This window comes from Streptomyces sp. NPDC033216 (genome assembly GCF_055577115.1).
Window position 1 is genome coordinate 240,243 of sequence record NZ_JBVIQK010000006.1, and the last position, 21,698, is coordinate 261,940.

At 71.3% G+C, this 21,698-nt stretch carries 16 protein-coding genes and 1 tRNA gene; 9 read left to right on the forward strand and 8 right to left on the reverse strand.

Annotated features, from left to right (window positions below):
* Positions 1 to 72: 72 nt before the first annotated feature.
* The 3 genes from ACZ5Y0_RS14975 to dcd form a co-directional block, all read right to left on the reverse strand.
* Positions 73 to 1,431, reverse strand: a complete 1,359-nt coding sequence (locus ACZ5Y0_RS14975; RefSeq protein WP_469129079.1) for a phosphatase PAP2 family protein — start codon at positions 1,429 to 1,431, stop codon at positions 73 to 75.
* Positions 1,432 to 1,849: 418 nt separating this feature from the next.
* Positions 1,850 to 2,359: a phosphoribosyltransferase gene (locus ACZ5Y0_RS14980; protein ID WP_467509861.1), complete on the reverse strand. Its 510-nt coding sequence runs from the start codon at positions 2,357 to 2,359 to the stop codon at positions 1,850 to 1,852.
* Positions 2,360 to 2,366: 7 nt separating this feature from the next.
* On the reverse strand, positions 2,367 to 2,942 hold the full coding sequence (gene dcd, locus ACZ5Y0_RS14985) for a dCTP deaminase (protein WP_137307896.1): 576 nt from the start codon (positions 2,940 to 2,942) through the stop codon (positions 2,367 to 2,369).
* 616 nt (positions 2,943 to 3,558) lie between these two features.
* On the opposite strand from dcd, the gene ACZ5Y0_RS14990 reads away from it, so the two are divergent.
* Positions 3,559 to 3,632 (forward strand) — tRNA-Gly (locus ACZ5Y0_RS14990).
* A 715-nt stretch (positions 3,633 to 4,347) separates the two neighbouring features.
* Positions 4,348 to 7,011: an RICIN domain-containing protein gene (locus ACZ5Y0_RS14995; RefSeq protein ID WP_469129080.1), complete on the forward strand. Its 2,664-nt coding sequence runs from the start codon at positions 4,348 to 4,350 to the stop codon at positions 7,009 to 7,011.
* 344 nt (positions 7,012 to 7,355) lie between these two features.
* Here ACZ5Y0_RS14995 and ACZ5Y0_RS15000 read toward each other — a convergent pair whose 3' ends face one another.
* From ACZ5Y0_RS15000 to ACZ5Y0_RS15010, 3 genes are all read right to left on the reverse strand, one after another.
* Positions 7,356 to 8,222 carry an AraC family transcriptional regulator gene (locus ACZ5Y0_RS15000; protein ID WP_469129081.1) on the reverse strand — a complete coding sequence of 289 codons (867 nt, stop codon included), beginning with the start codon at positions 8,220 to 8,222 and terminating at the stop codon, positions 7,356 to 7,358.
* Between the two features lie 164 nt (positions 8,223 to 8,386).
* Complete coding sequence (locus tag ACZ5Y0_RS15005; protein ID WP_469129082.1) at positions 8,387 to 9,283, reverse strand: L,D-transpeptidase family protein; 897 nt, start codon at positions 9,281 to 9,283, stop codon at positions 8,387 to 8,389.
* Positions 9,284 to 9,385: 102 nt separating this feature from the next.
* Positions 9,386 to 10,591, reverse strand: coding sequence for a L,D-transpeptidase (locus ACZ5Y0_RS15010; RefSeq protein ID WP_469129083.1), 1,206 nt, complete (start codon positions 10,589 to 10,591; stop codon positions 9,386 to 9,388).
* A gap of 223 nt (positions 10,592 to 10,814) precedes the next feature.
* On the opposite strand from ACZ5Y0_RS15010, the gene ACZ5Y0_RS15015 reads away from it, so the two are divergent.
* From ACZ5Y0_RS15015 to ACZ5Y0_RS15045, 7 genes are all read left to right on the forward strand, one after another.
* The gene (locus ACZ5Y0_RS15015) at positions 10,815 to 11,504 is read left to right on the forward strand and encodes a response regulator (protein WP_469129084.1); all 690 of its coding nucleotides are present in this window, start codon (positions 10,815 to 10,817) and stop codon (positions 11,502 to 11,504) included.
* Complete coding sequence (locus tag ACZ5Y0_RS15020) at positions 11,501 to 13,327, forward strand: sensor histidine kinase (protein WP_469129085.1); 1,827 nt, start codon at positions 11,501 to 11,503, stop codon at positions 13,325 to 13,327. The genes ACZ5Y0_RS15015 and ACZ5Y0_RS15020 overlap by 4 nt, the downstream gene beginning before the upstream one ends.
* Before the next feature lie 185 nt (positions 13,328 to 13,512).
* Entirely contained in the window at positions 13,513 to 14,073 is a 561-nt protein-coding gene (locus ACZ5Y0_RS15025; protein WP_469129086.1) for an RNA polymerase sigma factor, read from the forward strand.
* Entirely contained in the window at positions 14,070 to 14,888 is an 819-nt protein-coding gene (locus ACZ5Y0_RS15030) for a zf-HC2 domain-containing protein (RefSeq protein WP_469129087.1), read from the forward strand. Before ACZ5Y0_RS15025 ends, ACZ5Y0_RS15030 begins: the two co-directional genes overlap by 4 nt.
* Before the next feature lie 20 nt (positions 14,889 to 14,908).
* Positions 14,909 to 15,718: an ATP-binding cassette domain-containing protein gene (locus tag ACZ5Y0_RS15035; protein WP_469129187.1), complete on the forward strand. Its 810-nt coding sequence runs from the start codon at positions 14,909 to 14,911 to the stop codon at positions 15,716 to 15,718.
* Positions 15,715 to 17,112: a hypothetical protein gene (locus ACZ5Y0_RS15040; RefSeq protein WP_469129088.1), complete on the forward strand. Its 1,398-nt coding sequence runs from the start codon at positions 15,715 to 15,717 to the stop codon at positions 17,110 to 17,112. The genes ACZ5Y0_RS15035 and ACZ5Y0_RS15040 overlap by 4 nt, the downstream gene beginning before the upstream one ends.
* A complete protein-coding gene (locus tag ACZ5Y0_RS15045; protein ID WP_469129089.1) occupies positions 17,109 to 17,684 on the forward strand; it encodes a hypothetical protein in 576 nt (191 codons plus the stop codon). Before ACZ5Y0_RS15040 ends, ACZ5Y0_RS15045 begins: the two co-directional genes overlap by 4 nt.
* 99 nt (positions 17,685 to 17,783) lie before the next feature.
* On the opposite strand, the gene ACZ5Y0_RS15050 is transcribed toward ACZ5Y0_RS15045, so the two are convergent.
* Positions 17,784 to 19,754 (reverse strand): Ig-like domain repeat protein, encoded by a 1,971-nt coding sequence (locus ACZ5Y0_RS15050; protein ID WP_469129090.1) that lies wholly within the window; start codon positions 19,752 to 19,754, stop codon positions 17,784 to 17,786.
* A gap of 277 nt (positions 19,755 to 20,031) precedes the next feature.
* Positions 20,032 to 21,366, reverse strand: coding sequence for a type III PLP-dependent enzyme domain-containing protein (locus ACZ5Y0_RS15055; protein ID WP_469129091.1), 1,335 nt, complete (start codon positions 21,364 to 21,366; stop codon positions 20,032 to 20,034).
* Positions 21,367 to 21,698: the final 332 nt, after the last annotated feature.

The window sequence follows — 21,698 nt, forward strand, 5'->3', positions numbered from 1 at the left end:
GAGGAGGGCCCCCGGCGTTCACGCCGGGGGCCCTCCTCGTGCCGCGTATGACCCTCGTCGGGGTGCCACGGTTCAGATCAGTTCGGGCTGCGGTTCCGGTTGCCGCGTCGGTGCGGACGTCGCTTCCCACCGTCCAGTGGTCCGTACGTAGCCGAGGACCACTGAGGCCATCGCCAGCAGGAGAAGCGGTCCGGCCAGCCACGGGTGCTCGGCCATCTCCGACGGCAGACAGCGATACGACACCAGGAGCGCGGCGAAGACGGTCGCGCCGTACGCGGCCAGCCGAAGCCCCGACCGGTCCCAGCCGCGGTCGAACGCGCGCAGTGCGGCCTCGATCGTGAGTACGAACACCACTCCGGCAATGAGATCCACGCCGTAGTGGTAGCCGAATCCCAGCGTCGCGCAGAGCGTGGCGATCAGCCAGAAGGTGCCGGCGAAGCGCAGGGTTCGCGGTCCTTTCCGTGAATGGATGAAGATCGCGGTGGCCCACGCCGTGTGCAGGCTGGGCATGCAGTTGCGTGGGGTGATCCCGTCGAACGGCATGTGGTGCGGGGTGTCCAGCGGCGGCGGCGTGTCCGGCCACAGGTCGGCTACCGCCCACTGCACGCTGGGCGGCGTCTCCGACCACAGGCTGACCGACGCCCAGTGCGCGGCGCCGGTGCCGTAGGCGAAGACCGGTCCGACCACCGGGTAGATCATGTAGATGGCGGGCCCGAGGAGGCCGATCACCAGAAAGGTGCGCACCAGGTGGTGGCGCGGGAAGCGGCGCTCGACGGCCACATTGCGCAGTTGGTAGAGCGCGACGATGACGGCGGCCACCGCGAGCTGGCCGTAGACGACGTCGAGAAGGTTGAAGCCGATCGGGCCGGTGGCCGTGACGATCCGGCCCGCCACCCATGACGGGTCGCCCAGCGCGTGATCGGCGGTGGCCATGTACTGGTCGAGCACCGTGGGGCGGGTCTTCGAGGTGATGACCAGCCAGGTGTCGCCGACCTTGCGGCCGGCCACCAGCAGCAGGCCCAGCCCGACGCCCTTCAGCAGCAGGACGCGTTCACGGCCGGTGCGGCGCGTGACCGCGATGACCGCACAACCCAGGATCACCCACAGGGCGCCGTTGCCGAAGGGGTGGCCGTCGGTCACCCTGGCGCCCACTACCCACCGGACCGCCAGGAAGGCGATGTCGACACCGATCGCGACACCCACGGCGATGAACCGTTGCCGCCAGGTGAACACGACCATCATCAAGGCCATACTGGCGTAGAGAAGAAATCCGGATTTGGGAGCGAATATCACCTCCCGCAGCTGGCAGGTGATCGGCCCCGGCAGGCCGTAGTGACGCGCCACGCCCTCCAGCGCGATGACGAATCCGAGAGCCACCGCACCCACCGTGACCCACAGCAAGACCTGGGGTCGACGCCACTCGGGCGACACGGTTCTGCCTTTTGTTCGCGAAAACACCCGCGACGCTATAGGTATCAATTCTTTGACCGATTTAGTAGATTTTGGCTGACTACGTTACTTATCGCGCCGAATGGCAGGGTTTCCGGTGAACGAAGGGTGACAGGGGCGTTCATCGCGAGTTCGAACATGTTAGCGGCGCGGCAGGAACGGGTTAAGTGGGCAGAACGAATCGTCGCCGGGAGGGGCGAGCACGTCGTCGGTCCGCGGTCGGCCGACCGGCGACGAACGACACACGGCAAGAGGCAGACCTGCACGGGGAGCGGCCCGCACGAGGCGCGGCCTGCAAGGGGAGCGGCCCGCACGAGGCACGGCCCGCACGACGAGAGGCCCCGGAGTCACCGAGGCCTCTCATTCCGCCCGAAGGGCGGGAAGTGAATGTCCGCGCCGGTCAGAGCGCTTCCTTGTTCGGCTTGGCCGCTTCCCCCGACCTGTGGACCGGAGGCAGCACACTCCACGGAAAGTTGATCCAGTCGTCGGTGCGCTTCCAGACGTACTCGCACTTGACGAGGGAGTGGGACTTCTCGTAGATCACGGCACTGCGGACTTCCGCGACGGCGTCGAGACAGAAGTCCCGCACCAGCTTGAGCGTCTTGCCGGTGTCGGCGACGTCGTCGGTGATCAGGACCTTCTTGTCGGAGAAGTCGATCGCGTTCGGCACGGGCGCGAGCATGACGGGCATTTCGAGGGTGGTGCCCACGCCGGTGTAGAACTCCACGTTCACCAGGTGGAGGTTCTTGCAGTCGAGGGCGTACGCCAGTCCTCCCGCGACGAAGACGCCGCCACGGGCGATGCTGAGCACGATGTCGGGCTCGTAGCCGTCGTCGGCGATGCTCTGGGCGAGTTCGCGGACGGCGACGCCGAACCGTTCGTAGGTGAGGTTCTCCCGTACGTCGCTCATACGCCGCTCACACCTGGGTCCGGTGGAAGTTGAGGAAGGAGCGGGAGGCGGTCGGGCCTCGCTGCCCCTGGTACCGGGACCCGTACCGCTCGCTGCCGTAGGGGTGCTCGGCGGGTGAGCTGAGCCGGAACATGCACAGCTGCCCGATCTTCATGCCCGGCCAGAGCTTGATGGGCAGGGTGGCGAGGTTGGACAGCTCGAGGGTGACATGTCCGGAGAAGCCGGGGTCGATGAAACCGGCGGTGGAGTGCGTGACGAGACCGAGCCGGCCGAGGGAACTCTTCCCTTCGAGTCGGGAGGCGAGGTCGTCGGGGAGCGTGATGACCTCGTAGGTGGAAGCGAGGACGAACTCCCCGGGGTGCAGGATGAACGGCTCGTCACCCTCCGGTTCCACGAGCCGCGTGAGGTCCGCCTGCTCGACCGACGGGTCGATGTGCGGGTACCGGTGGTTCTCGAACACCCGGAAGTAGCGGTCGAGGCGCACGTCGACGCTGGACGGCTGCACCATGGATTCGTCGTAGGGATCGATCCGTACCCGTCCGGCGTCGATCTCGGCCCGGATGTCCTTGTCAGAGAGAAGCACGCCCCGAGGATACGCAAGGCGCGCGGACCCGCCACCATCAGGACGATTCCGCGCGCCAGGCCTGGTACTGCCGCTACTGCCACGGCCGCTGCTCGCTGCCGCTGTTACTGCGGGTACTGCCGGTACTGCTGTATTGCGGGTACTGCTGGTCTGCCGGTCTACTGGCTGCCGATACTGCTCGCGTCACCGCTTCACGAGGGCCACCGGCACCACACTGCGGAGCCGGGCACACCGAGGACACCGGACGAGCCGTCCGGGACCGAGCCGCTCGGCCTTCTGCATCGGGAACGAAGCAGTGCTGAACACGTGCCCATCGGCACAACGGACGACGGTGCTCTCCATCAAGTCCTCGAGTCCCTTCCCCAAGAGCCGCGTCCGACTGCTGCTCGCCGGACGACGAAAGCCACATTACGGGACGAACGAGACGACCCTCCAGGCGGCACTCCGTTCACACCCGGACCCTCTGCCACCCCTCCACCGTACGCCCCAACTCGGGCCCCTGGCACCCGGATCCCGGCCCTCGAAGCGCACTCGGCCCCCAGGGCTTCAGCGCCGGGGGCCAGGGATGAGGTAGAGTAACCGCGCGATCAGAAACCGGTCACGACCGGCGTCTTACGCGGGTGTAGTTTAATGGTAGAACATCAGCTTCCCAAGCTGAGAGCGCGAGTTCGATTCTCGTCACCCGCTCCACGGAGAAGGCCCAGGTCATTGACCCAGGGCCTTTTTGCTGTGCTCGGCGATCACTCGCCGAGTGCCAGATCCGTATCAGAAGGCTCGTCCGGGGCTCTCCAGGCTGGGGCGGACCACGCCTTTCGTACCGGGGCATCGAGGCCGGCTGCAACTGCCTGCTGTCCGTCGTCGTCGGAGTGCTGGTAGGTCAGAGCGGCCTTCCCCGGCGTCGCCCCGTGCCGCTGCCCACCGGCCGGCCGGCGCCGGGAGCATTCTCCGAGGACTGGCCGGCACGGACCACCGCGGGGTCGGATCCGGCAGTCGGCGGATGGCGGGCACGAGGCCGAGGGCCTGCAAGACGGCCGGACCGAGAATGATCCAGGGCAACCCAGCCGGGTATGTCCGCGGTGCGCACCGTATCGCTCCGCCGGGGCCCCCGGAACGACACTGTTCGGCCGGTCCGCGCCTCCGCGGGCCGCAAGCCGTCCCTGACGCCTGACCGGCTCGGGACCCCCGGCTCGGTGTCCTTCCCGGGCCGGTGCCGTCGGCGCTTGGGGCGGCCGGATCGTCCCGGAGGCTCGTCGGCGCCTGCCGCCCCATGAGGTGACCTCGGAGAGGTTTCCGGTTCGAGGCAACCCTTTGCGGAGCCTGTGACCACAAGGAGTCGGATCCGGCCGTTTCCGAGGCCTGGATCCGCCTTCCTCTGGTGAGCGGTATGCAAGGAGAACACCTCCCGATGAACAACCCCACGAACGGCGGGCGACGCGGCCGTCATCGTCGTCGCTGGACCGCGACCGGTCTGCTGCTCGGCCTGCCCGCCGTCGTCGTGCCGTATCTCCTGTTCGTGCAGGAGGACTCGCAGGCCGCGACGATCGACGGTGACGCCTACTACCGGCTGGTCGCCGTGCACAGCGGCAAGGTGCTGGACGTCGACAGCTTCTCCACCGCCGACGGCACGCGTATCCAGCAGTGGACCGACCAGAACACCGCCAACCAGCAGTGGAGGCTGAAGCCCACCGGGGACGGCTACCACGAGCTGGTGAACCGCAACAGCGGCAAGGTCCTGGGCATCGCGGGCGGTTCGACCGCCGAGAAGGCCGCCGCCGAGCAGCAGACCGACAGTTCCTCCGCCTCCCAGGAGTGGCGGATCGACGTGGTGAGCGGTTCGGGCGCCGTCACCCTCACCTCCCGCAGGAGCGGGCGGGTCCTGGACGTCTCGGGAAGCTCCACGGCCGATGGCGCGGCGGTCATCCAGTATCACGGCCGGGGCAGCACCAACCAGCAGTGGAAGCTGGTGAAATCGGCCCAGGCCCAGGCCCAGGCCCAGTCGGACGGGGCCGGCAGGGAGCGGACCACTGCCGCGGCCGGACCCTATGTGTGGAACAACGCCCGGACAGTGGGCGGCGGTTACGTCACCGGGCTGGTGTTCAACCCGCGCGAGAAGGGCCTGCTGTACGCGCGCACCGACATGGGCGGCGCCTACCGCTGGGACGTCGCGGCCGAGCAGTGGATCCCGCTGACCGACTGGGCCGGCGAGAAGGACTGGAACCTCCTGGGCATCGATTCGCTGGCCACCGACCCCGCCGACCCCGACCGGCTCTACCTCGCCGCGGGCACCTACACCAACGGCTGGGCGGGCAACGCCGCGATCCTGCGCTCCACCGACCGCGGGCGCACCTTCGAGCGCACCGATCTGCCCTTCAAGCTGGGCGCCAACGAGGACGGCCGCGGGGCGGGCGAACGGCTGGCCATCAACCCCGCGGACAACGGCACCCTGCTGCTGGGCACCCGCAAGAACGGCCTGTGGCGCAGCACCGACCACGGCGCGACATGGAGTCAGGTCTCCTCGTTCCCCGTCAGGGACGGGGCCGGCAGCGGCGCGGGCATCTCCTTCGTGACGTACGGCCCGGCCGGAAGCAGGACGGTCTATGCGGGTGTCGCCGACAAGGCCACCTCGCTGTACCGCTCCACCGACGGCGGCAGCACCTGGCAGGCCGTCTCCGGGCAGCCCACCGGCCAGTTGCCGCAGCACGGCGTGGTCTCCGGTGACGGCTCGCTGTACCTGACGTACACCGACGTCCTCGGACCCAACGGCGTGACCGCGGGTTCGGTGTGGAAGTACACGGCGGCCGGCGGGGCGTGGAAGAACGTCTCCCCGTCCCGGGGCGCTTACGGGTTCTCCGGTCTGGCCGTCGACCCGCAGAAGCCCTCCACGGTGATGGTCACCACCCTCGACCGCTGGTGGCCCGAGGACGAGATCTACCGGAGCACCGACGGCGGCGCGAACTGGAAGGCTCTGACCTCGAAGTCGGCGCGGGACGCCTCCGCCGCTCCCTACGTCGGTACCGGCGTAGGGCACTGGATGACCGCCCTGGCCATCGACCCCTTCGACTCCGGGCACGTGATGTACGGCACCGGCAGCGGTATCTGGCGCAGCGAGGACGCCGACGCCTCCGACGGCGGCGGGACCAGCCACTGGGTCATCGGGGCCCTAGGGCTGGAGGAGACCGCGCTGCTGGACGCGGTCGCCCCACCCGGCGGCGCCACCGTCGTCACCGCCATGGGTGACCTGGGGGGTTTCCGCCACGACTCCCTGACGAAGGTGCCCGCCGGACGGCTGGACAACCCGCTGATGACCAACAGCACCGACATCGACTTCGCCCAGTCCAACCCGTCGGCGATGGTCCGCGTCGGCCGTGGTGGCGCGCAGGACGGCGCCTACTCCACCGACGGCGGCGGCAGTTGGCACGGCTTCGCGTCGGAGCCGGTGGGCGGCGCCGACAGCGGCCAGGTCGCGCTCTCGGCGGACGGCTCCGCCATCGTCTGGACGCAGGCCGGTCAGGCCCCGTACCGCTCGACCGACCGGGGGGCGACCTGGTCGAAGGTCAGCGGCCTGGGCACCGGTGCCGTGGTCGTCGCCGACCGCTCCTCGGCCAGGACCTTCTACTCACTGGTTGACGGCACGCTCCACGCCAGTACCGACGGCGGCGCGACCTTCACCGCCCGCGCGACCGACCTGCCCGCCGGCCGGCTCGTGGCCGTCCCCGGCATCGCCGGGGACCTGTGGATCTCCGGCGGCGGCAAGGGGCTGCTGCGTTCCACCGACGGCGGCCGGACCTTCACCGCGCTCACCACCGTGCGGTCCGCCTCCGCCCTCGGCTTCGGCAAGGCCGCGCCGGGCGCCGACTACCAGGCCCTCTACCTGATCGGCACCGTCAAGGACGTCACCGGAGTCTTCCGCTCGACCGACAAGGGCGCCACCTGGCTCCGCGTCAACGACGACGCCCACCAGTGGGGCAGCATCGGCGGTGTCGGCGTCGTCACCGGGGACCCGGACACCTTCGGACGCGTCTATGTCGGCACCAACGGACGCGGCCTCCAGTACGGCGACCCGTCCTGACCCCGCCTCCGAACGGGGCCGCGGGCACGACGTTCCGCGGCCCCGCCATGGCCGGCGCCTCGCCTCGCCCTGCCCGAGCCGCTGCCGGGGGGGCAGCGGTCGAGCCCCGCCGAGGTGCGGGCACTCCTCACCGAGCACGGCTGCCAGGGGCGCCGGGTCGTCCGGACGAGGCGCGCGGCCATCCCGCGTCCCGTCCCCCCGCGCGAGCTTCTGGCGCCGGGCTGTCCGGACGAGGCGCGCGGCCACCCCGCCTCGTCAGGGGAGCAGCAGCGGAACCAGGACGACGGAGTGCCGGCAGGTGAGGGCGGCCCGTGCAGCGGCGGCCCCGGATCGCCGTCTGTCGTTCAGACCGCAGTCCGCTCCACGGGGATCCACAGCTCCGCGTCCGCCTGCGTGGCATCCTGCGACAGCCGGGTCCGCAGGATCTCGGGTCCCGGCCGGCTCTGGTACGGATTGGACGGGAACCACTGCGTGAACACGTCCCGCCAGAGGTGCTGGAGCGCCTGCGGAAACGGCCCGGAGCCCTCGAAGACGGCCCACGTCCCGGCCGGCACGCCGAGCGCGTCCATGTCCTCGGGCGCGGCGGTTCCGGTCACCACCCCGTGGTAGTAGTCGAGTTCGGTTCCTTCCGCCCGGCTCGGGTCGAGGTTGTCACTGACCCCTACGATTCCCTGCGGCTCCTGATCAGACAGACTCCGCATGCGTTGCAGCGTCTCCTGCCCGATGCCCCGGATGAAGTCGGCGATGGCAGGGTTCATCCCCTCGTGCACGAGGGGGACGCGCGTCTTCCTGCCGACCACTCGGAACTCGCCCTTTTCCACGACCCGGTATCGCATGCTGCTGCTCCCTTCGACGGTGAGGCGGAAGGACAGCCGTGACTGGGACCGCAGGCTCGCACCGGACCGCCTGGCCTCGCCGGGACCGACGCCGTGCATGGCGCGGAACGCGCGCGCGAACGCCTCACCCGACGTGTAGCCGTACCGCACCGCGATCTCCAACAGCGTCCGGTCCCCGGCCAGCACCTCGGCGCCGGCGACCGTGAGCCGCCTGCGCCGGACGTACTCCGACAGCGGGATTCCCGCCAGCGCGGAGAACAGCCGCCGGAAGTGGTACTCCGAAGTCGCCACGATCCGCGCCAGGTCGGCCGCCTCGATCCGTTGGTCGAGGCGGCACTCGATGTGCTCCATGGCCTGGTTCAGCCGCTCCAGCACCCCGGCCTCCTTCCCTTTCGCTCACCACGTTAGGAAGGGACCACCCTGCCGGACCCGACATCCTGTGCCCGGTCCGGTCGGGTACGACAGGTGGCGCACGTCCGCTCGTGAGTGTCGCCGCAGCGGCGACCCGTACGTGCCTGGCAGGCATCGACGTTCCACCCTCAGCGTTCGAGGGATTCGGCGTCCCCCATGACGATCACGGGGTGCTGGTCGGGGTCGAGTGCGAGCAGGAGTTCCTTCATGTGCTTCCGCGTCAGGCTCACGCAGCCGTGGGTGGGCCCGCCGTGGTCCACGTGCAGCCAGATGCCGCCGCCCTTGTTCGCGCCGAGCGGGCGGGTCCAGTCGAGCGGGGAGGTTCCGGGCTTGCGGTTGTAGTTGATCGCGACGACGTAGTCGAAGGAGCCCGCGAGGGGCTCGCCCTCGAAGCCGGTACCGCCGCCGGTGAAGGCCGGCCCCTGGTCGTACGGCAGCTTCGTGCCGGGGTCGGCGAGCCGTCCGCCCGCGTCGGTGAGGGTGAACACACCGACGGGCGAGCGGAGATCGCCGGCGTGGTGGTCGTCCGTCCAGCCCTTGAGGGCGTTGTGGGCCGGCCAGGTGGGTCCGGGTTCCCAGCCCGCGCCGGTGCGCCGGTACAGCACCACCTGTGACGTGGGCGAGTTCTTGCCCCGGCCGGTGACCAGGACGGCCTGGCGGGCGTCAGCCGGGATCTCCGCCAGCGTCCGCGGTCCCAGGCCCGGTAGCCGCGCGGGGGCGGACGTGGTGGCCGCTCCGGGGTCGGCGGACGTCCGGGGATCGGCGGATGTCGGTGGGGGAGCGGCCTGTGTCGTGCCGGGAGCGGCGGACGCGACGCCCGTACCGCCCGAGGCCGACCGGGCGGCGTCGGCCGGCCTGACGCCGGCCGTCGTACCGGCGCACCCGGCGAGTGTGACGGACAGGGCCAGGACGGCGGCCGATATCCCCAGACGGCAGAGGCCGGGGCTGGTGGAGTCGGTCGCTCGGGTCCGGAACGGGGCGCGGGAGCACCGCGGTCGGGACGGCAGGGAGTTGGATGCAGCCATGTCCGTCAGCCTGGACGAGACATGTGAGGAACTGATCAGCTCCGACTCACGGTGTCGGACCACGGTGCGTGCCGGCCGACGACGGCTCGCGGCGGGTCCACCTCAGCGTGCGGAGCCGGCCTTCCACCGGCCCCATGGCATGTTCCAGCCGTTGATGCCGTTGTCGGGGGCGATCGTCCTGTCGTCGGAGTTCTTCACCACGACCACGTCACCGACGAGGGAGTGGTCGTAGAACCAGGCGCCGTCCTGACCGGCGTCGCCACCACCCCGCGCGTCGTTCAGCCCCACGCAGCCGTGGCTGATGTTGGACCGGCCGAAGACCGAGTCCGCGGCCCAGTAGTTGCCGTGGATGAACGTGCCCGAGGTGGACAGGCGCATCGCGTGCGGGACGTCGGGGATGTCGTACTCGCCGGCGAATCCCACCGTGGCTCCGTTCATCCGTGTGCTGACCAGCTTCTCCGATATGACCATCTGGCCGTTCCAGGTGGGTGAGCTCGCCGCGCCCGCCGTGACGGGCAGGGTCTTGAGGGTCCTGCCGTCGCGGACGACCGTCATCCGGTGCGTGGAGGCGTCCACGGTGGAGACCTGACTGCGGCCGACGGTGAAGCGGACGGTTCTGTCCTGTTCGCCGTAGGCGCCCTCGGCACCTTTGACTCCGTCGAGGCGGATCCTGACGGTGACGGTCGCGTGGGCCTTCCAGTAGTGCTGCGGACGGAAGTCGAGGCGCCGCGCGCCGAACCAGTGGCCGACGACGGGCTGTCCACTGCCCGCACGGACCTCGATGGCGGACTCGACGGCCTTCTTGTCGGTGATCGCCTTGTCGAAGGTGAACGAGACCGGCATCCCGACGCCGACCGTGGATCCGTTGTCCGGGGTGAACGTGCCGGTGAGGCGGTCGGATTCGGCGACGGTCGTGAACGCGACCCTCTTCGTCGTCCGGTGGCCGTCGCCGCCCGTGGCCACCACCGTCAGCCGGTAGGCGGTGCCGTGTTCGAGGGGGGCCTGCGGCGCCCAGTTCCCGCCGTCCGAGGACAGGGCGCCGGGCACGGCCCGACCCCCCGCGGTGGCCAGGGAGACCTCGGTGATCCGCCCCGCCTCCACCCCGACTCGGCCGCCACCGCTGACGGAGACGTGCTTCTGCCCGTCGGCGGCGTTCAGTCGTATGCGCGGAGCGGCGGCGGTGCCGGAAGCGGCGGGCAGCCCCTCGGCGCGGTCGGCTTCGGGTGCCGGCCCGGGGTTGCAGCCGGCGAGGAGGCACACCGAGACCGACAGGGCGGCCAGGGTGAGAACGGGGTGGGTGCGGTGCATGGGGTCTCCGTCGTTCGCGTCGAGTGGCCTGCCCACCGAGTCGGGGAAGGCGGCCCCGGGTGCGAGCGGCAGGGCGTCGACGCCGTCCGGCGTGCCTGTGCGGTGCCGGTACCCGACAAGGCCGAGAGGTCAGCCTGACGTCCGGATATCAGGAAGTTGTCAGGGTGTGGGAAGGTCCTCACGCAGCCCTGGACAGGCATCGCACGCCCTTACAGTCGGCGGCGTGTGCGCACATATTCTGGTCGCGGAAGACGACCCCATGCAGGCCGAACTCATACGACGGCTGCTGCTCCAGGAGGGTCACACCCCTGTGGTGGTCGCCGACGGACGGGCCGCGATCGACGAGGCCAGGAGCCGCAGACCCGACCTGGTCGTCCTGGACCTGATGCTGCCCCATGTCGACGGTCTCGGCGTGTGCCGGGTGCTGCGGCAGGACGGCGACGTACCCGTCCTCATGCTCACCGCTCGCTCCGCCGAGGACGACGTCCTGCTCGGCCTGGAACTCGGCGCGGACGACTACATGACCAAGCCGTACAGCCCACGGGAACTGCTCGCCCGCATCCGCACCGTGCTGCGCCGCACCCTCCGCCCCACCGTCGACTCCCCGGTGCTGCGCGCGGGCGGCATCACCGTCGACCCCGCGCGGCACGAGGTCACCTGCGACGGCGTCCCCGTCCCGTGCACCCCCGGCGAGTTCGCCATCCTCCACGCGATGACCGCGGAGCCCGAACGGGTCTTCTCGCGCCGTCAGTTGTTGCAGCACACCCGGGGACTCGACCGTGCCTCCACCGAGCGCGCGATCGACGTGCACATCATGAACCTGCGCAAGAAGATCGAGGCCGACCCGCGCAGACCCGTCCGACTGCTGACCGTCTTCGGCGTCGGCTACAAGCTCACCGGGCAGTCGTCGTGACGCCCGGTCCCCGCATCCCCTGGCGCAAGAGCCTGCTGGTGCGGCTGCTCCTCACGTCCGTCGCCATCGCCGTGGTCTCCGTGGGCGCCACCGCGTGGCTGGCCGTGCAGACCACCACGCGGGCCATCCAGGAGGAGCGCGGGCAGGTGCTCTCCGACGACACCGACATCCTGCGGCAGCTCAGCGGCTTCGCCGCGACCCATGCCGACTGGGAGGGTGTGCAGTCGTCGGTGCGCGATCTCTCCCGCACCATGGGACGGCGCATCGCCCTGACGACGGAGGCCGGCCGCACCATCGCCGACTCGGCCGCACCCGGCACCGCTCTGCCCGCCCGCGCCTCGGCCACCGTCGACCCGCTGCACACCGACACCTCCACCGAACCTGGGGCCCAGCTCGCCGGCATCGACCCGCGGGCGGTGGGACCGTATCGGCTCCCGGAGGCAGAACGCGAACGGGTGAAGGCGCTCGCCGAGAAGCGCCTGGCGTGTGTGCGCGCCCACCTCGGTGACGGAGGCGTCCGGGAGCTTCCCAGCGGCCGCACCGTGCTCGTCGCCGACGGCGGAGAAGACGTGTCCGTGCCACCGCAGTGCGCGGACGGAGTGCTCAACACCCCGACCCGCACCGAACAGAAGGCACTCGACGAACTCCTCGCACTGACCGCTCCCTGCCTCGGACCCGACGGCTGGCAGGGGGCGGCCAACCCGCTGGCCGGCATCGGGGTCGATGTCATACCGGGCTACACCGCCGCGGGCCAGGACTCCGTACGCCGGCTCGGTGACGGCCGGCAGACGCAGAGCTGTGTCGACGACGCGCGCCGCACCCAGCTCGATCCGTACGTCGCCCCCAGAGCGCGGCTCTATCTGGGCGCCCTCGGCCAACAGCCCGTGGGCTTCGACCTCTCCCCCGCCAACAAAGCGAAGATCGTGGGTGTCGCGGGGCTGGTCCTCGTGGTCACCGTCGCCATGACCACCGTGGTCGCCGTCCGCCTCGTCCGTCCCCTGCGAGCCCTGACGGCGGCGGCCCAGCAGCCGCCGCAGCGGCACACCCGCGTCGCGGTCACCACCAACGACGAGACGGGTTACCTGGCCGCCGCCTTCAACGACCTCACCGCACGCCGCCAACAGCTGGAGACACAACGCAAGGCCATGGTCAGCGACATCGCCCACGAACTGCGGACCCCGCTGACCAATATCCGCGGCTGGCTGGAGGTCACCCGCGACGGGCTGATCGAGCCGGACCCGGATCTCATCGCCTCCCTGCACGACGAGGCACTGCTCCTCCAGCACATCATCGACGATCTTCAGGACCTCGCCGCCGCCGACGCCGGCACGCTGGCACTGCACCGCGAACCCGTCCGCGCGGACGACCTCGTCGCCCAGACGGTGTCGGCCCACCGCACCCGGGCGGAGTCCTCGGACATCCGCCTGCGCACCCACACCGATCCCGACCTCGTCCTGGACGCCGACCCGGTGCGGTTGCGGCAGGTGCTGGGCAACCTGACCTCCAACGCGCTTCGGCACACCCCGGCGGGCGGCACTGTCACGCTCACTGCCCGTCAGGTCGGCGACCTGGCCGTCCTCACCGTGGAGGACACGGGCAGCGGTATCGCCGCCGATGACCTCCCCCAGGTCTTCGAGCGCTTCTGGCGGGCCGAGAAGTCCCGCAGCAGACGCACCGGCGGCAGCGGCCTGGGCCTGTCCATCGTCCGCCAGTTCGTCCAGGCGCACGAGGGAACCGTCACCGTCGACAGTGAGGCCGGCAAGGGTTGCGTGTTCACCATCAGGCTTCCCCGGGCCCGGCGCACGGACCGACCAGTCCCATGAGGTGCGCGGCGTGAGGCACGGCCGACGGGTGCGCTCGGCGGCGACCTCCCGCTGTCCGTCGTCGTCGGCGCGCCGAATGCCATCAGATCGGCACCGCCGGCCTGGGGATCCCCGCATGACCCCCGCGTATGACGGGGATCACACGCTGGGCAAAACCCGCCGTGCGGTCCGGGCGTCTAGCGGGTGTGAGATCAGTCAGGAAGGCACCGGGCGAGCCGGACGAGGAGCGTCTCGTCCGGCTGGTGGCCACGGGTGACCGCGCGGCGTTCGAGGAGCTGTACCGGCGCACCGCGCCGTGGATGGCGGTGCGGCTGCGACGTCGCTGTGCCGACGAGCAGATCGTCGCCGAGGTCATGCAGGAGACGTATCTGGCGGTGTGGCGCGCGGCGGGCGCGTTCGCGGGAGCCTCGGTGGGCGGGACGGCCGTCGGATGGCTGTGGACGATCGCGGCGCGCCGCCTGGTCGACGCCTTCCGGCGCAGGGCTCACCACGCGGACCCGCCGCCCGCGGCGGCCCCGCGGCCCGTGGCGCCCGCCGCCGAGGAGGAGGCGCTCGCGGTGACCCTCGGCGGGGACGTCGGCGACGCGCTGCGGCGCCTCGCGCCGGAACTCAGACAAGTACTTCAGGCCATGGTGCTCGACGGGCTGTCCGTCCGGGAGACCGCGGTCCTGCTCGGGTTGCCCGAGGGCACGGTCAAGACCCGTGCCCGCCGGGCCCGGATCGCGATGCGGAGGGCGCTGACATGAGCGTGGAACACGCGTCGACGCGCGTCATCGACGGTTACGCGCGCGGCGGCACGGACCTCGCCGCCGACGAGGTGTGGGCCCTGGAGGCCCATCTGGAGGCGTGCCGGGTGTGCCGCGACCGGCTCTCGGCCGCTGCCGGTGCCGCGGTGCCCGCCGTGGTGTCGCTGGTCGACACCGTGTGGTCCGGCCTCGCACCCCAACTGTCCGCCATCGCCCCGGTGCCGCGCGGACGGCGCTGGACGGCGCGGCTGTCGAGGTGGATGACGCCCACGATGGTGCCGTGGCTGGCCATGGTCGTGGGCGTGACACTGCTCGCGCTGCTGCTGGACCTGGTCGACAACGGCTCCGGCGAGGTGTCGTTGGTGCTGCTGTTCGCTCCGGTCCTGCCCGTGCTCGGCGTCGCGGCGTCCTGGTCCCGCGGCCTGGACCCGGCGTACGAGCTGACGGCCGCCGCGCCGAGGGCCGGGCTCCACCTGGTGTTGCGGCGCACCGCGTCCGTGCTCGGCGTGGTCGTCCCCGCGCTGCTGGTGGGGGGATGGGCGACAGGGGTGATGGTGGCTCAGTGGCTGCTGCCCTGCCTGGCCTTCACCTCGGTGACGCTGGCGCTCGGCGGTGTCGTCGGTGTGACCCGCGCCGCCGTCGCGCTGGCCGTCGTGTGGGCTGCCGTGGTCGTGGCGCCGACCCTCGCCGCCAGCCGTACGACCTTCGCCCTACAGACAGGCGGTCTGCCCGTGTGGGGGCTGATCCTCGCGCTCGGCATCGGTGTCGTGATCGCGCGCAGGGGCGCCTACTCCGTGCTGGGAGCCCATCGTTGACCATCGGAAAGGACCACCACATGATGCCCGCGGTGAGCGCGGCCGACATCGCGCCGACGGCCTACGTCTGGGAGATCCAGGCCACCGGGCTGAGGGTCGGGGTCGGCAGGAAACGGATGGCCGTCGACGGGCTCGACCTGTCGCTGGGCACCGGCGTGCACGGCCTCCTCGGCCCCAACGGGGCGGGAAAGACCACCCTCATCCGGACACTGGCCACCGTGCTGCGCCCCACCGAGGGCACCCTGGAGCTGCTCGGCGAGTCCGCGGGCGGCAGGGGTGAGCAGCGGACGCTGCGCCGCCGGATCGGCTATCTGCCGCAGGAGTTCGGCTACTACAAGCGCTTCACCGTGCGGGAGTTCGTCGAGTACATGGCCTGGCTGAAGGAGGTACCCGAGGCGGACATCCCGGCGGCGGTACAGCGTGCCGTGGAGCGGGTGGGCCTGGCGGACCGCGCCGATTCGCGGATGAGGACGCTGTGGGGCGGCATGGTGCGGCGGGCGGGCATCGCCCAGGCCATCGTCAACGATCCGTCGATCCTGCTGCTGGACGAGCCGACGGTGGGCCTGGACCCGGCGCAGCGGCTGCGCCTGCGCGAGTTGCTTCAGGAGTTGGGCACAGACACCTGCGTGGTCGTCTCGACCCACCTGGTCGAGGACGTCGCCGCCGCCTGCACCGACGTGGTGCTCCTCGCCGAGGGCCGACTGGTCTTCCAGGGCACCCCGGACGAGTTGGCCGCCGCGGGCGGCCCCGAGCACGTGGGCGACAGTCCGCTGGAGCGCGGCTACTCGGCGCTGCTCCAGGGCCCCGAGCAGTCGAGGGGCGCCTGGTGAGCGTCCGTGTCCTGCGTATCGAGCTGAGGCGCTCCGTCGCCCCGTGGGCCGGCGCCGTGGTCCTGATGAGCGCGCTGGGGTTCCTGTACCTGGTGGACGCCGCGTGGTGGAGGGGCACCACGGCGTGGACGGCACAGTGGACGTCCCTGGCCCTGTGGACCCGCTCCCTGCTGTTCTACCTGTGGCCGCTGACGGTGGGGCTCGGGGCGTTGCAGGGCCTGCGCGACCATCGCTCCCGGATGTCCGAGCTGCTGACGAGCACACCGAGGCCCGCCCGGCACCGCGCGGCCACGCTGGCGGGCGCGACGGCGATCACCCTGGTCTCGGCCTTCGCGCTCCTCGTCCTCGTGGGCGCGGTCCAGGTGGTCGGCAACACCGCCTACACCCACCTGGGGTGGCTGCCGATCTCGCTGGTGGGGGCGCTCTTCCTCGTCGCGGGTGCCGTGCTGGGCATGGGGGCCGGGCGGGCCCTGCCGTCTGCGCTCACCCCGCCCGCTCTGACCATGGCCGCCTTCGTGTTCACAACCCTCATGCACATGTCGTTGGGCCGGACGGAGACGACCACGGCGGCGGGCATCACGAGCACGGAGCCGAACCGGGTGTCCCTGCTGTCACCGGCGGTGCGGGAGGTGCACGACGTGTTCGTCACCCTCTCCGCCTCCGTGCACGTCGGACAGGCGATCTGGCTGCTCGGCATGGCGGCGACCGGCTTCGCGCTGCTGGTCGCCGCGACCCCGCGCGCCCGGCTGATCGCCCTGACGCCCGTGCTGGCGGGCGCGGCGCTCGCCCTGCTCGTCCTCCCCTCCGACCCGCGCCGGATGTACGTCGTCGACGAGGCCGCCGCGGAGCCGGTGTGCGACGGCCCGGTGTGCGTGACGAGGACGCAGCAGGCACGACTCGCCGACCTCGCGGGTCCCGGTAAGGAGGCGCTGAGCCTGCTGCGCGGCGCCCTGGGCGGCCGGGCGCCGGTCTCGGTCCGGGAGAACACCGCCGTACTGCCGGACGGCACCACACCGCGGTGGTCCCGCGAGGCCGTGTTCTTCGACTTCGACGACGAGGTCGTCGCCGCCGCCACGGGCGAGGAACTGACCTGGGCCCTGGTCGCGAAAGGCATGGTGCCGGGGTGCTCCCCCGTCGGCTGGAGCGACTCGACGGGAGACGTCCTCGCGCGGACCGTCGCGGTGGGCTGGGTCCTCGGGGACCTCAGGTCGCTTCCCGGTACGGAGCAGGCGGGGTGGGGGCGCGAAGTCGACGCCCGGGCCCGCCCGGTGTGGCAGGAACTCAGGGCGCTTCCGCGGGCCGGGCAGCTCGCGCGCATCAACGCGATGCGTGCCGCCGCGCTCTCGTGCAGAGGCGACGCCTTCGAGGCGCTGAACGGGGGTGCGCCCCGGTGAGATGGCTGACGTTGTACGCGCGTTCGCGTCAGGTACCCGCGTCGCTCGCCGCGGTGGTGATCAGCGCGGTGGCGGTGTGGGCACTCGTCCGGGACGGGGGCCAGGGGCCGGGGGATCCGCGGCCGCCCCTGCTCGTCCTCGCCGCGGGGGCGATGGCGGCCTCGGTCGGGCTCAGCGGGCAGGACCTCGCGCTGGACCGGACGGCCGCGATCCGCTGGGTCCCCCGCAGAGCGGCTCACGTACTGCTCGCCGCCGTGGTCGTCGGCACGGTGCTGCTGACCGTGCAGACGATGGGCGAGGACATGGCCGCCACCGCGTTCGTCCTGCGGGACAGCGCGGGCCTGATGGGCCTGGTCGCCCTGGGCGCGGTGCTCGCGGGCGGCCGGTACGCATGGACGCCGCCGTTCGCCTGGCTCTCGTTCTCGTTCTTCGCCCCGCCCGCCACGAGTACGGCGGCGCAGGTGGCGGGCTGGATGCTGCTGCCACCCGGCGCGGCACCGGGCACCTGGACGGCCCTGGTCCTCACGGTCGTCGGCACCACGGCCTACGCCTTCGCCGGACCGAGGCGGTAACAGGACCGGCGAGGGCGTGGGCCGCCCGGCCGAGGCGGCGACACCCTCCGGGTCGGGGACCCGGAGGGTGTCGCAGTGGTCCTTCGAGTGCGGTGCCGGTCAGTTGGTGAAGGCGAAGTACTTCCAGGCGCCGTGGGTCGTGGAGTTGACCGTGTCGCCCGAGGAGCCGTTGATGTACGACGAGCGCATCCTGGCCCGGATGCCGGAGTCGCCCGGCGCTTCCAGGCTCACGGCCGACCTGCCGTTGGTGCCCAGGGCGAAGTACTCGGACCCGGAGTCGTACCAGGCGCCCTGGTAGTAGACCTGGAGCTGGAACCGCTGCTGGCGGCCCGAGTAGTAGTTCATCGTCGTGGTGAACAACGGGTCGGTGTTCTTGCGGAAGTAGTAGTACGTCGTGGAGCCGATCTTGCCCGTCTTGTAGTGCCGGGAGACGGCGGTGGAGATCTTCGCGTTGGCGTACGCGGTCGACTTCACGGTCTTGGACGCGTACCGGGCATCACCGTCGAAGACGGCGGTGACGGTGGTGTCACGGGTCATGTCGACGATCGCCGACAGGTTGCCGCTGGAGTTGACCTTCGCCTTCTTCAGCAGCTTCCTCGGCTTGTCGGAGCCGAAGGGGTCCGCGTACAGGGAGACGGTCCGGTTCTTGTACGTCGTACCGAGGTGCGCGGTGAAGGTGACGTCCTTGCCGTACGCGTACAGCTTGCCGTTGTTGTTCAGGGTCAGCGCGGTCGCCTTGCGCGAGACCTGTACCGCGTCGTGGCCGGCGGCGGGGGCGTGCGTGGCGTCGCCCGCGTAGGACACCTTGTAGGTGACCTTGCCGCCGGCGGGCGGGATGTCCGTGAAGGAGAAGGTGCCGTCGGCCTTCGTCCTGACGGCGGCCAGGGCCTTGCCGCTCGGCGACTCCAGGTCCGTACGGATCGCCTTCAGGACGGTGCCCGCGGGAAGGGGTGTCTTCGAGGTCAGCTTGCCGGTGGCGGTGAGCGTCTTGGCCCGTTCCGCCGTCGCGGGGGCCGACACCGTGAGGCTGGGCAGTTCCTTGGTCGGGTCGGTCAGGGCGCGCAGGGTGTACGTGCCGTAGGTGTTCACGGAGACGGCGAAGACGCGGCTCGCGTCCGGCGCCCAGGCCAGTGCTCCGTCCACGAGGGTGTCGGCGCCGCTGCTGTTGCCGGTGTTGGGGAAGTCGTACTCCCGGGTCGGCGTCGGGTCCTGGGGCCGGTGGATGTGCACGTCGGGCTCGTACCAGGAGAAGCTGCCGCCGGCGACGCTGCCGTCGGGCGCGACCCGCACGGCGTTCGGGTACGCGTCGGTGGGGTAACCCGGCTGCTCGGTGAGGTCGGCGCTCGCGTAGGCGCCGATGCCGTAGCCCTGGTCGGGGCTGCCCCAGGAGGTGAGCACCTGGGCGCCGTCGGGCGTCAGGTCCAGCTGCTTCACGGCGGTGTCCATGTCGCCCTTGACCCGCAGCGTGGCGCCGTCGGCTGTGACGTCGTACACGGCGAGCCGGCCGCCGTTGCCCGCCACCAGGACGCCCGGGACGGCCGGATCGGAGGCGAGGAACATCCCGTACGCGCCGTGGAATTCGACGTCGCCCCGCTCCGCGAGGTGGACGACGGGTTCGGTGCCGGAGACGTCGAGCGAACCGAAGTCGGTGCCGTGGGCGAACCAGATCCGGCCGTCCACCACCTCCAGGTCGCCGGGGGCCGTGCCGACCGCGTAACTCGCGGTCTCGGTGTACGTCCCCGTCTCCACCGACACGATCCGGTCGGCGTTCGTCACGGCCGCGTACACCTGCCCGGAGTCGGCGGACAGCGCGAGGCCGGTCACGCCGGAGAGCCCGGTCAGCGTCGCCTTCACGGCGCCCGCGTAGTCGGTGACGACGATCTTGCCGCCGGTCGGGTCGGAGACGTAGACGCGCTGGTGGGCGCCGTCCACGACGATGTCGCCGACCGACTTCACCGGAAGCGTCCTGGCGGAGTCGGCCGCCGCCGGTCCCGCCGCGCCCACGGCGAGGACCGCGGAACTGAAGACGACCGCGAGTGCGGTCGCGGTCGAGATGGTGCGCCTGCGCACAGTGATGTGAACCCCCACAGAAGCAGCCCGGTTGTCACCGGGCGGAGCTGAATCGGACGCGCGTCCCCCCTCACACCGACGACGGGTGTGCGGACGCTGCCGAGGAGAGCAGGGTATGGCATGCCAGTGACAACTGGGGATCGAAATATCACGTGCACAGCGGGGACGCCGTCACCCCGCCGTGCCCGGCCGCCCGTCGGGGCGGCGGCGGGGGACGCCCCGGCGGGGCGCGCCGTGATGTCATGGCTGCTGCACCTGCCTTTCCTCGGTGAGACGGTCATCGCCCCGCGAGGGCCGCTGCGGCCGGGTCGACGGTCCGGGCGGCGCGGAGCGGGCGGAACGTGACGCGGCCGTCCGCGTCGACCCGGACGCCGTGGACGGCGGGTTCGGGCAGGCTGTTGTAGTGGAAGGGCGTGGAGAAGTAGTAGGCGCCGGTGTCCGGCACGACGACGAGGTCACCGGCGTCCAGGAGGGGCAGCGCCCGGTCGCGGGCCAGCAGGTCACCGGCGAAGCAGCACGGGCCCGCCACGTCCTGGGACACGGGCCGGCCGTGCTTGGCGTTGCCGCCGGGGTCATAGGCCTCGATCCGCAGGGGCCAGGCGTCGGGGGCGAACACGGTTCGGGTGGCGACCTGGGCGCCGGCGTGGGTGATCGCGATGGGGCGGCCGCCGACGGTCTTGGTGTACTCGACGTACGCGGCCATGAACCCGTTCTTCGCCAGGACGGAGCGGCCGAACTCGGTGACGATCCGGTACTCGCCGGAGAACAGAGCGGGTGCGTGATCGCGCAGCCGGTTCACGTAGGTGTCGAAGCCGGGGATCGTCTCGTCGCTGTCGAAGTTGACCGGCAGTCCGCCGCCGATGTCGATGCCGGTGACCTGTCGGTGGCCGAGGTGGGCGTTGATCTCCTCGGCGAACTCCACCGCCTTCGCGACGCCCGCGGCGATCAGGTCCAGGGGGCAGCCCTGCGACCCGACGTGCGTGTGCACCCAGGTGAGCCAGGGACGGTCCCGGTACGCCTGGAGCAGGCGCTGCCGGTTGCCGTCGTCGTCCAGGGGGACACCGAACTTCGAGGTCGCGGTAGCCGTGCTCATGGCGCTGATCGAGCCGCCGCCGACCTGGGGGTTGAGGCGTACGCCGATGCGCGAGTCGGAAGGGCGGGTCGCCAGGATCTCGTCGATGCGCGCGAGTTCCTGGAAGCTGTCCGCGTTCACGGCGACGCCCAGGCTCAGTGCCCGGACCAGTTCCGCCCGGGTCTTGGCCGGGGAGTCGAACACGATGTCGGCGGGGTCGAAGCCGGCCGCCAGCGCCTGGGCCAGCTCGCCGGCGCTGGCAACCTCGCAGCCCATGCCGTTCAGGCGCAGTGCCTCCAGCACGGGGACCAGGCAGTTCGCCTTGGCCGCGAAGGCGTGCAGGACCTGGAGGGTGTCGGGGAACGCGCTCCGCAGGGAGGTGACCGTGTCGTCGACGCCGTCCAGGTCGACGAATCCGGCCAGCAGCGCCGACTCCGGGTCCAGGAGTCCCTGCCGTACGGCTGCTCGCAGTATCCGTTCACGCCGGCCCGCCCGGGCCGTGGTCCCGGCGTCGTCCCTGTCCCTCGCGGAAACGCTCATCGTGCACCTTCCCGAAGCCTTGAGTTGCGCGCCCGGTCGCCGCGCGGCGGACCACCAGGTTCCCTCGCAGCGGTGCCGGTGTCTTCGTGGGGAGTTCCGGTGTCCCGTCCCGCGCTTCTCACCGTGGAGCGACACCACGGGCGGGGAGCGGTGGCCGTTGTGCGCGGGCACGAAGAAGCCGCCCTTCCATCGTGGCGGCGCCCAGGGATTCAGGCCTCCCGACGGCTCGGGCCGAAACGGCGGCCCAGGCCTCCCAGTGGGCCGGAGCTCACGGCGGCTCGGGCCTCACGGCAGCTCAGGCCTCCCGCAGACTGGGGGTTCTCCCGTCGGCC

Bases quoted from the DNA above. Each gene is read 5' to 3' on its own strand.
- ACZ5Y0_RS14995 (WP_469129080.1), top strand. From the start codon at position 4,348: ATGAACAACCCCACGAACGGCGGGCGACGCGGCCGTCATCGTCGTCGC.
- ACZ5Y0_RS14980 (WP_467509861.1), bottom strand. From the start codon at position 2,359: ATGAGCGACGTACGGGAGAACCTCACCTACGAACGGTTCGGCGTCGCC.
- ACZ5Y0_RS15030 (WP_469129087.1), top strand. From the start codon at position 14,070: ATGAGCGTGGAACACGCGTCGACGCGCGTCATCGACGGTTACGCGCGC.
- ACZ5Y0_RS15055 (WP_469129091.1), bottom strand. From the start codon at position 21,366: ATGAGCGTTTCCGCGAGGGACAGGGACGACGCCGGGACCACGGCCCGG.
- ACZ5Y0_RS15005 (WP_469129082.1), bottom strand. From the start codon at position 9,283: ATGGCTGCATCCAACTCCCTGCCGTCCCGACCGCGGTGCTCCCGCGCC.
- ACZ5Y0_RS15010 (WP_469129083.1), bottom strand. From the start codon at position 10,591: ATGCACCGCACCCACCCCGTTCTCACCCTGGCCGCCCTGTCGGTCTCG.
- ACZ5Y0_RS15035 (WP_469129187.1), top strand. From the start codon at position 14,909: ATGATGCCCGCGGTGAGCGCGGCCGACATCGCGCCGACGGCCTACGTC.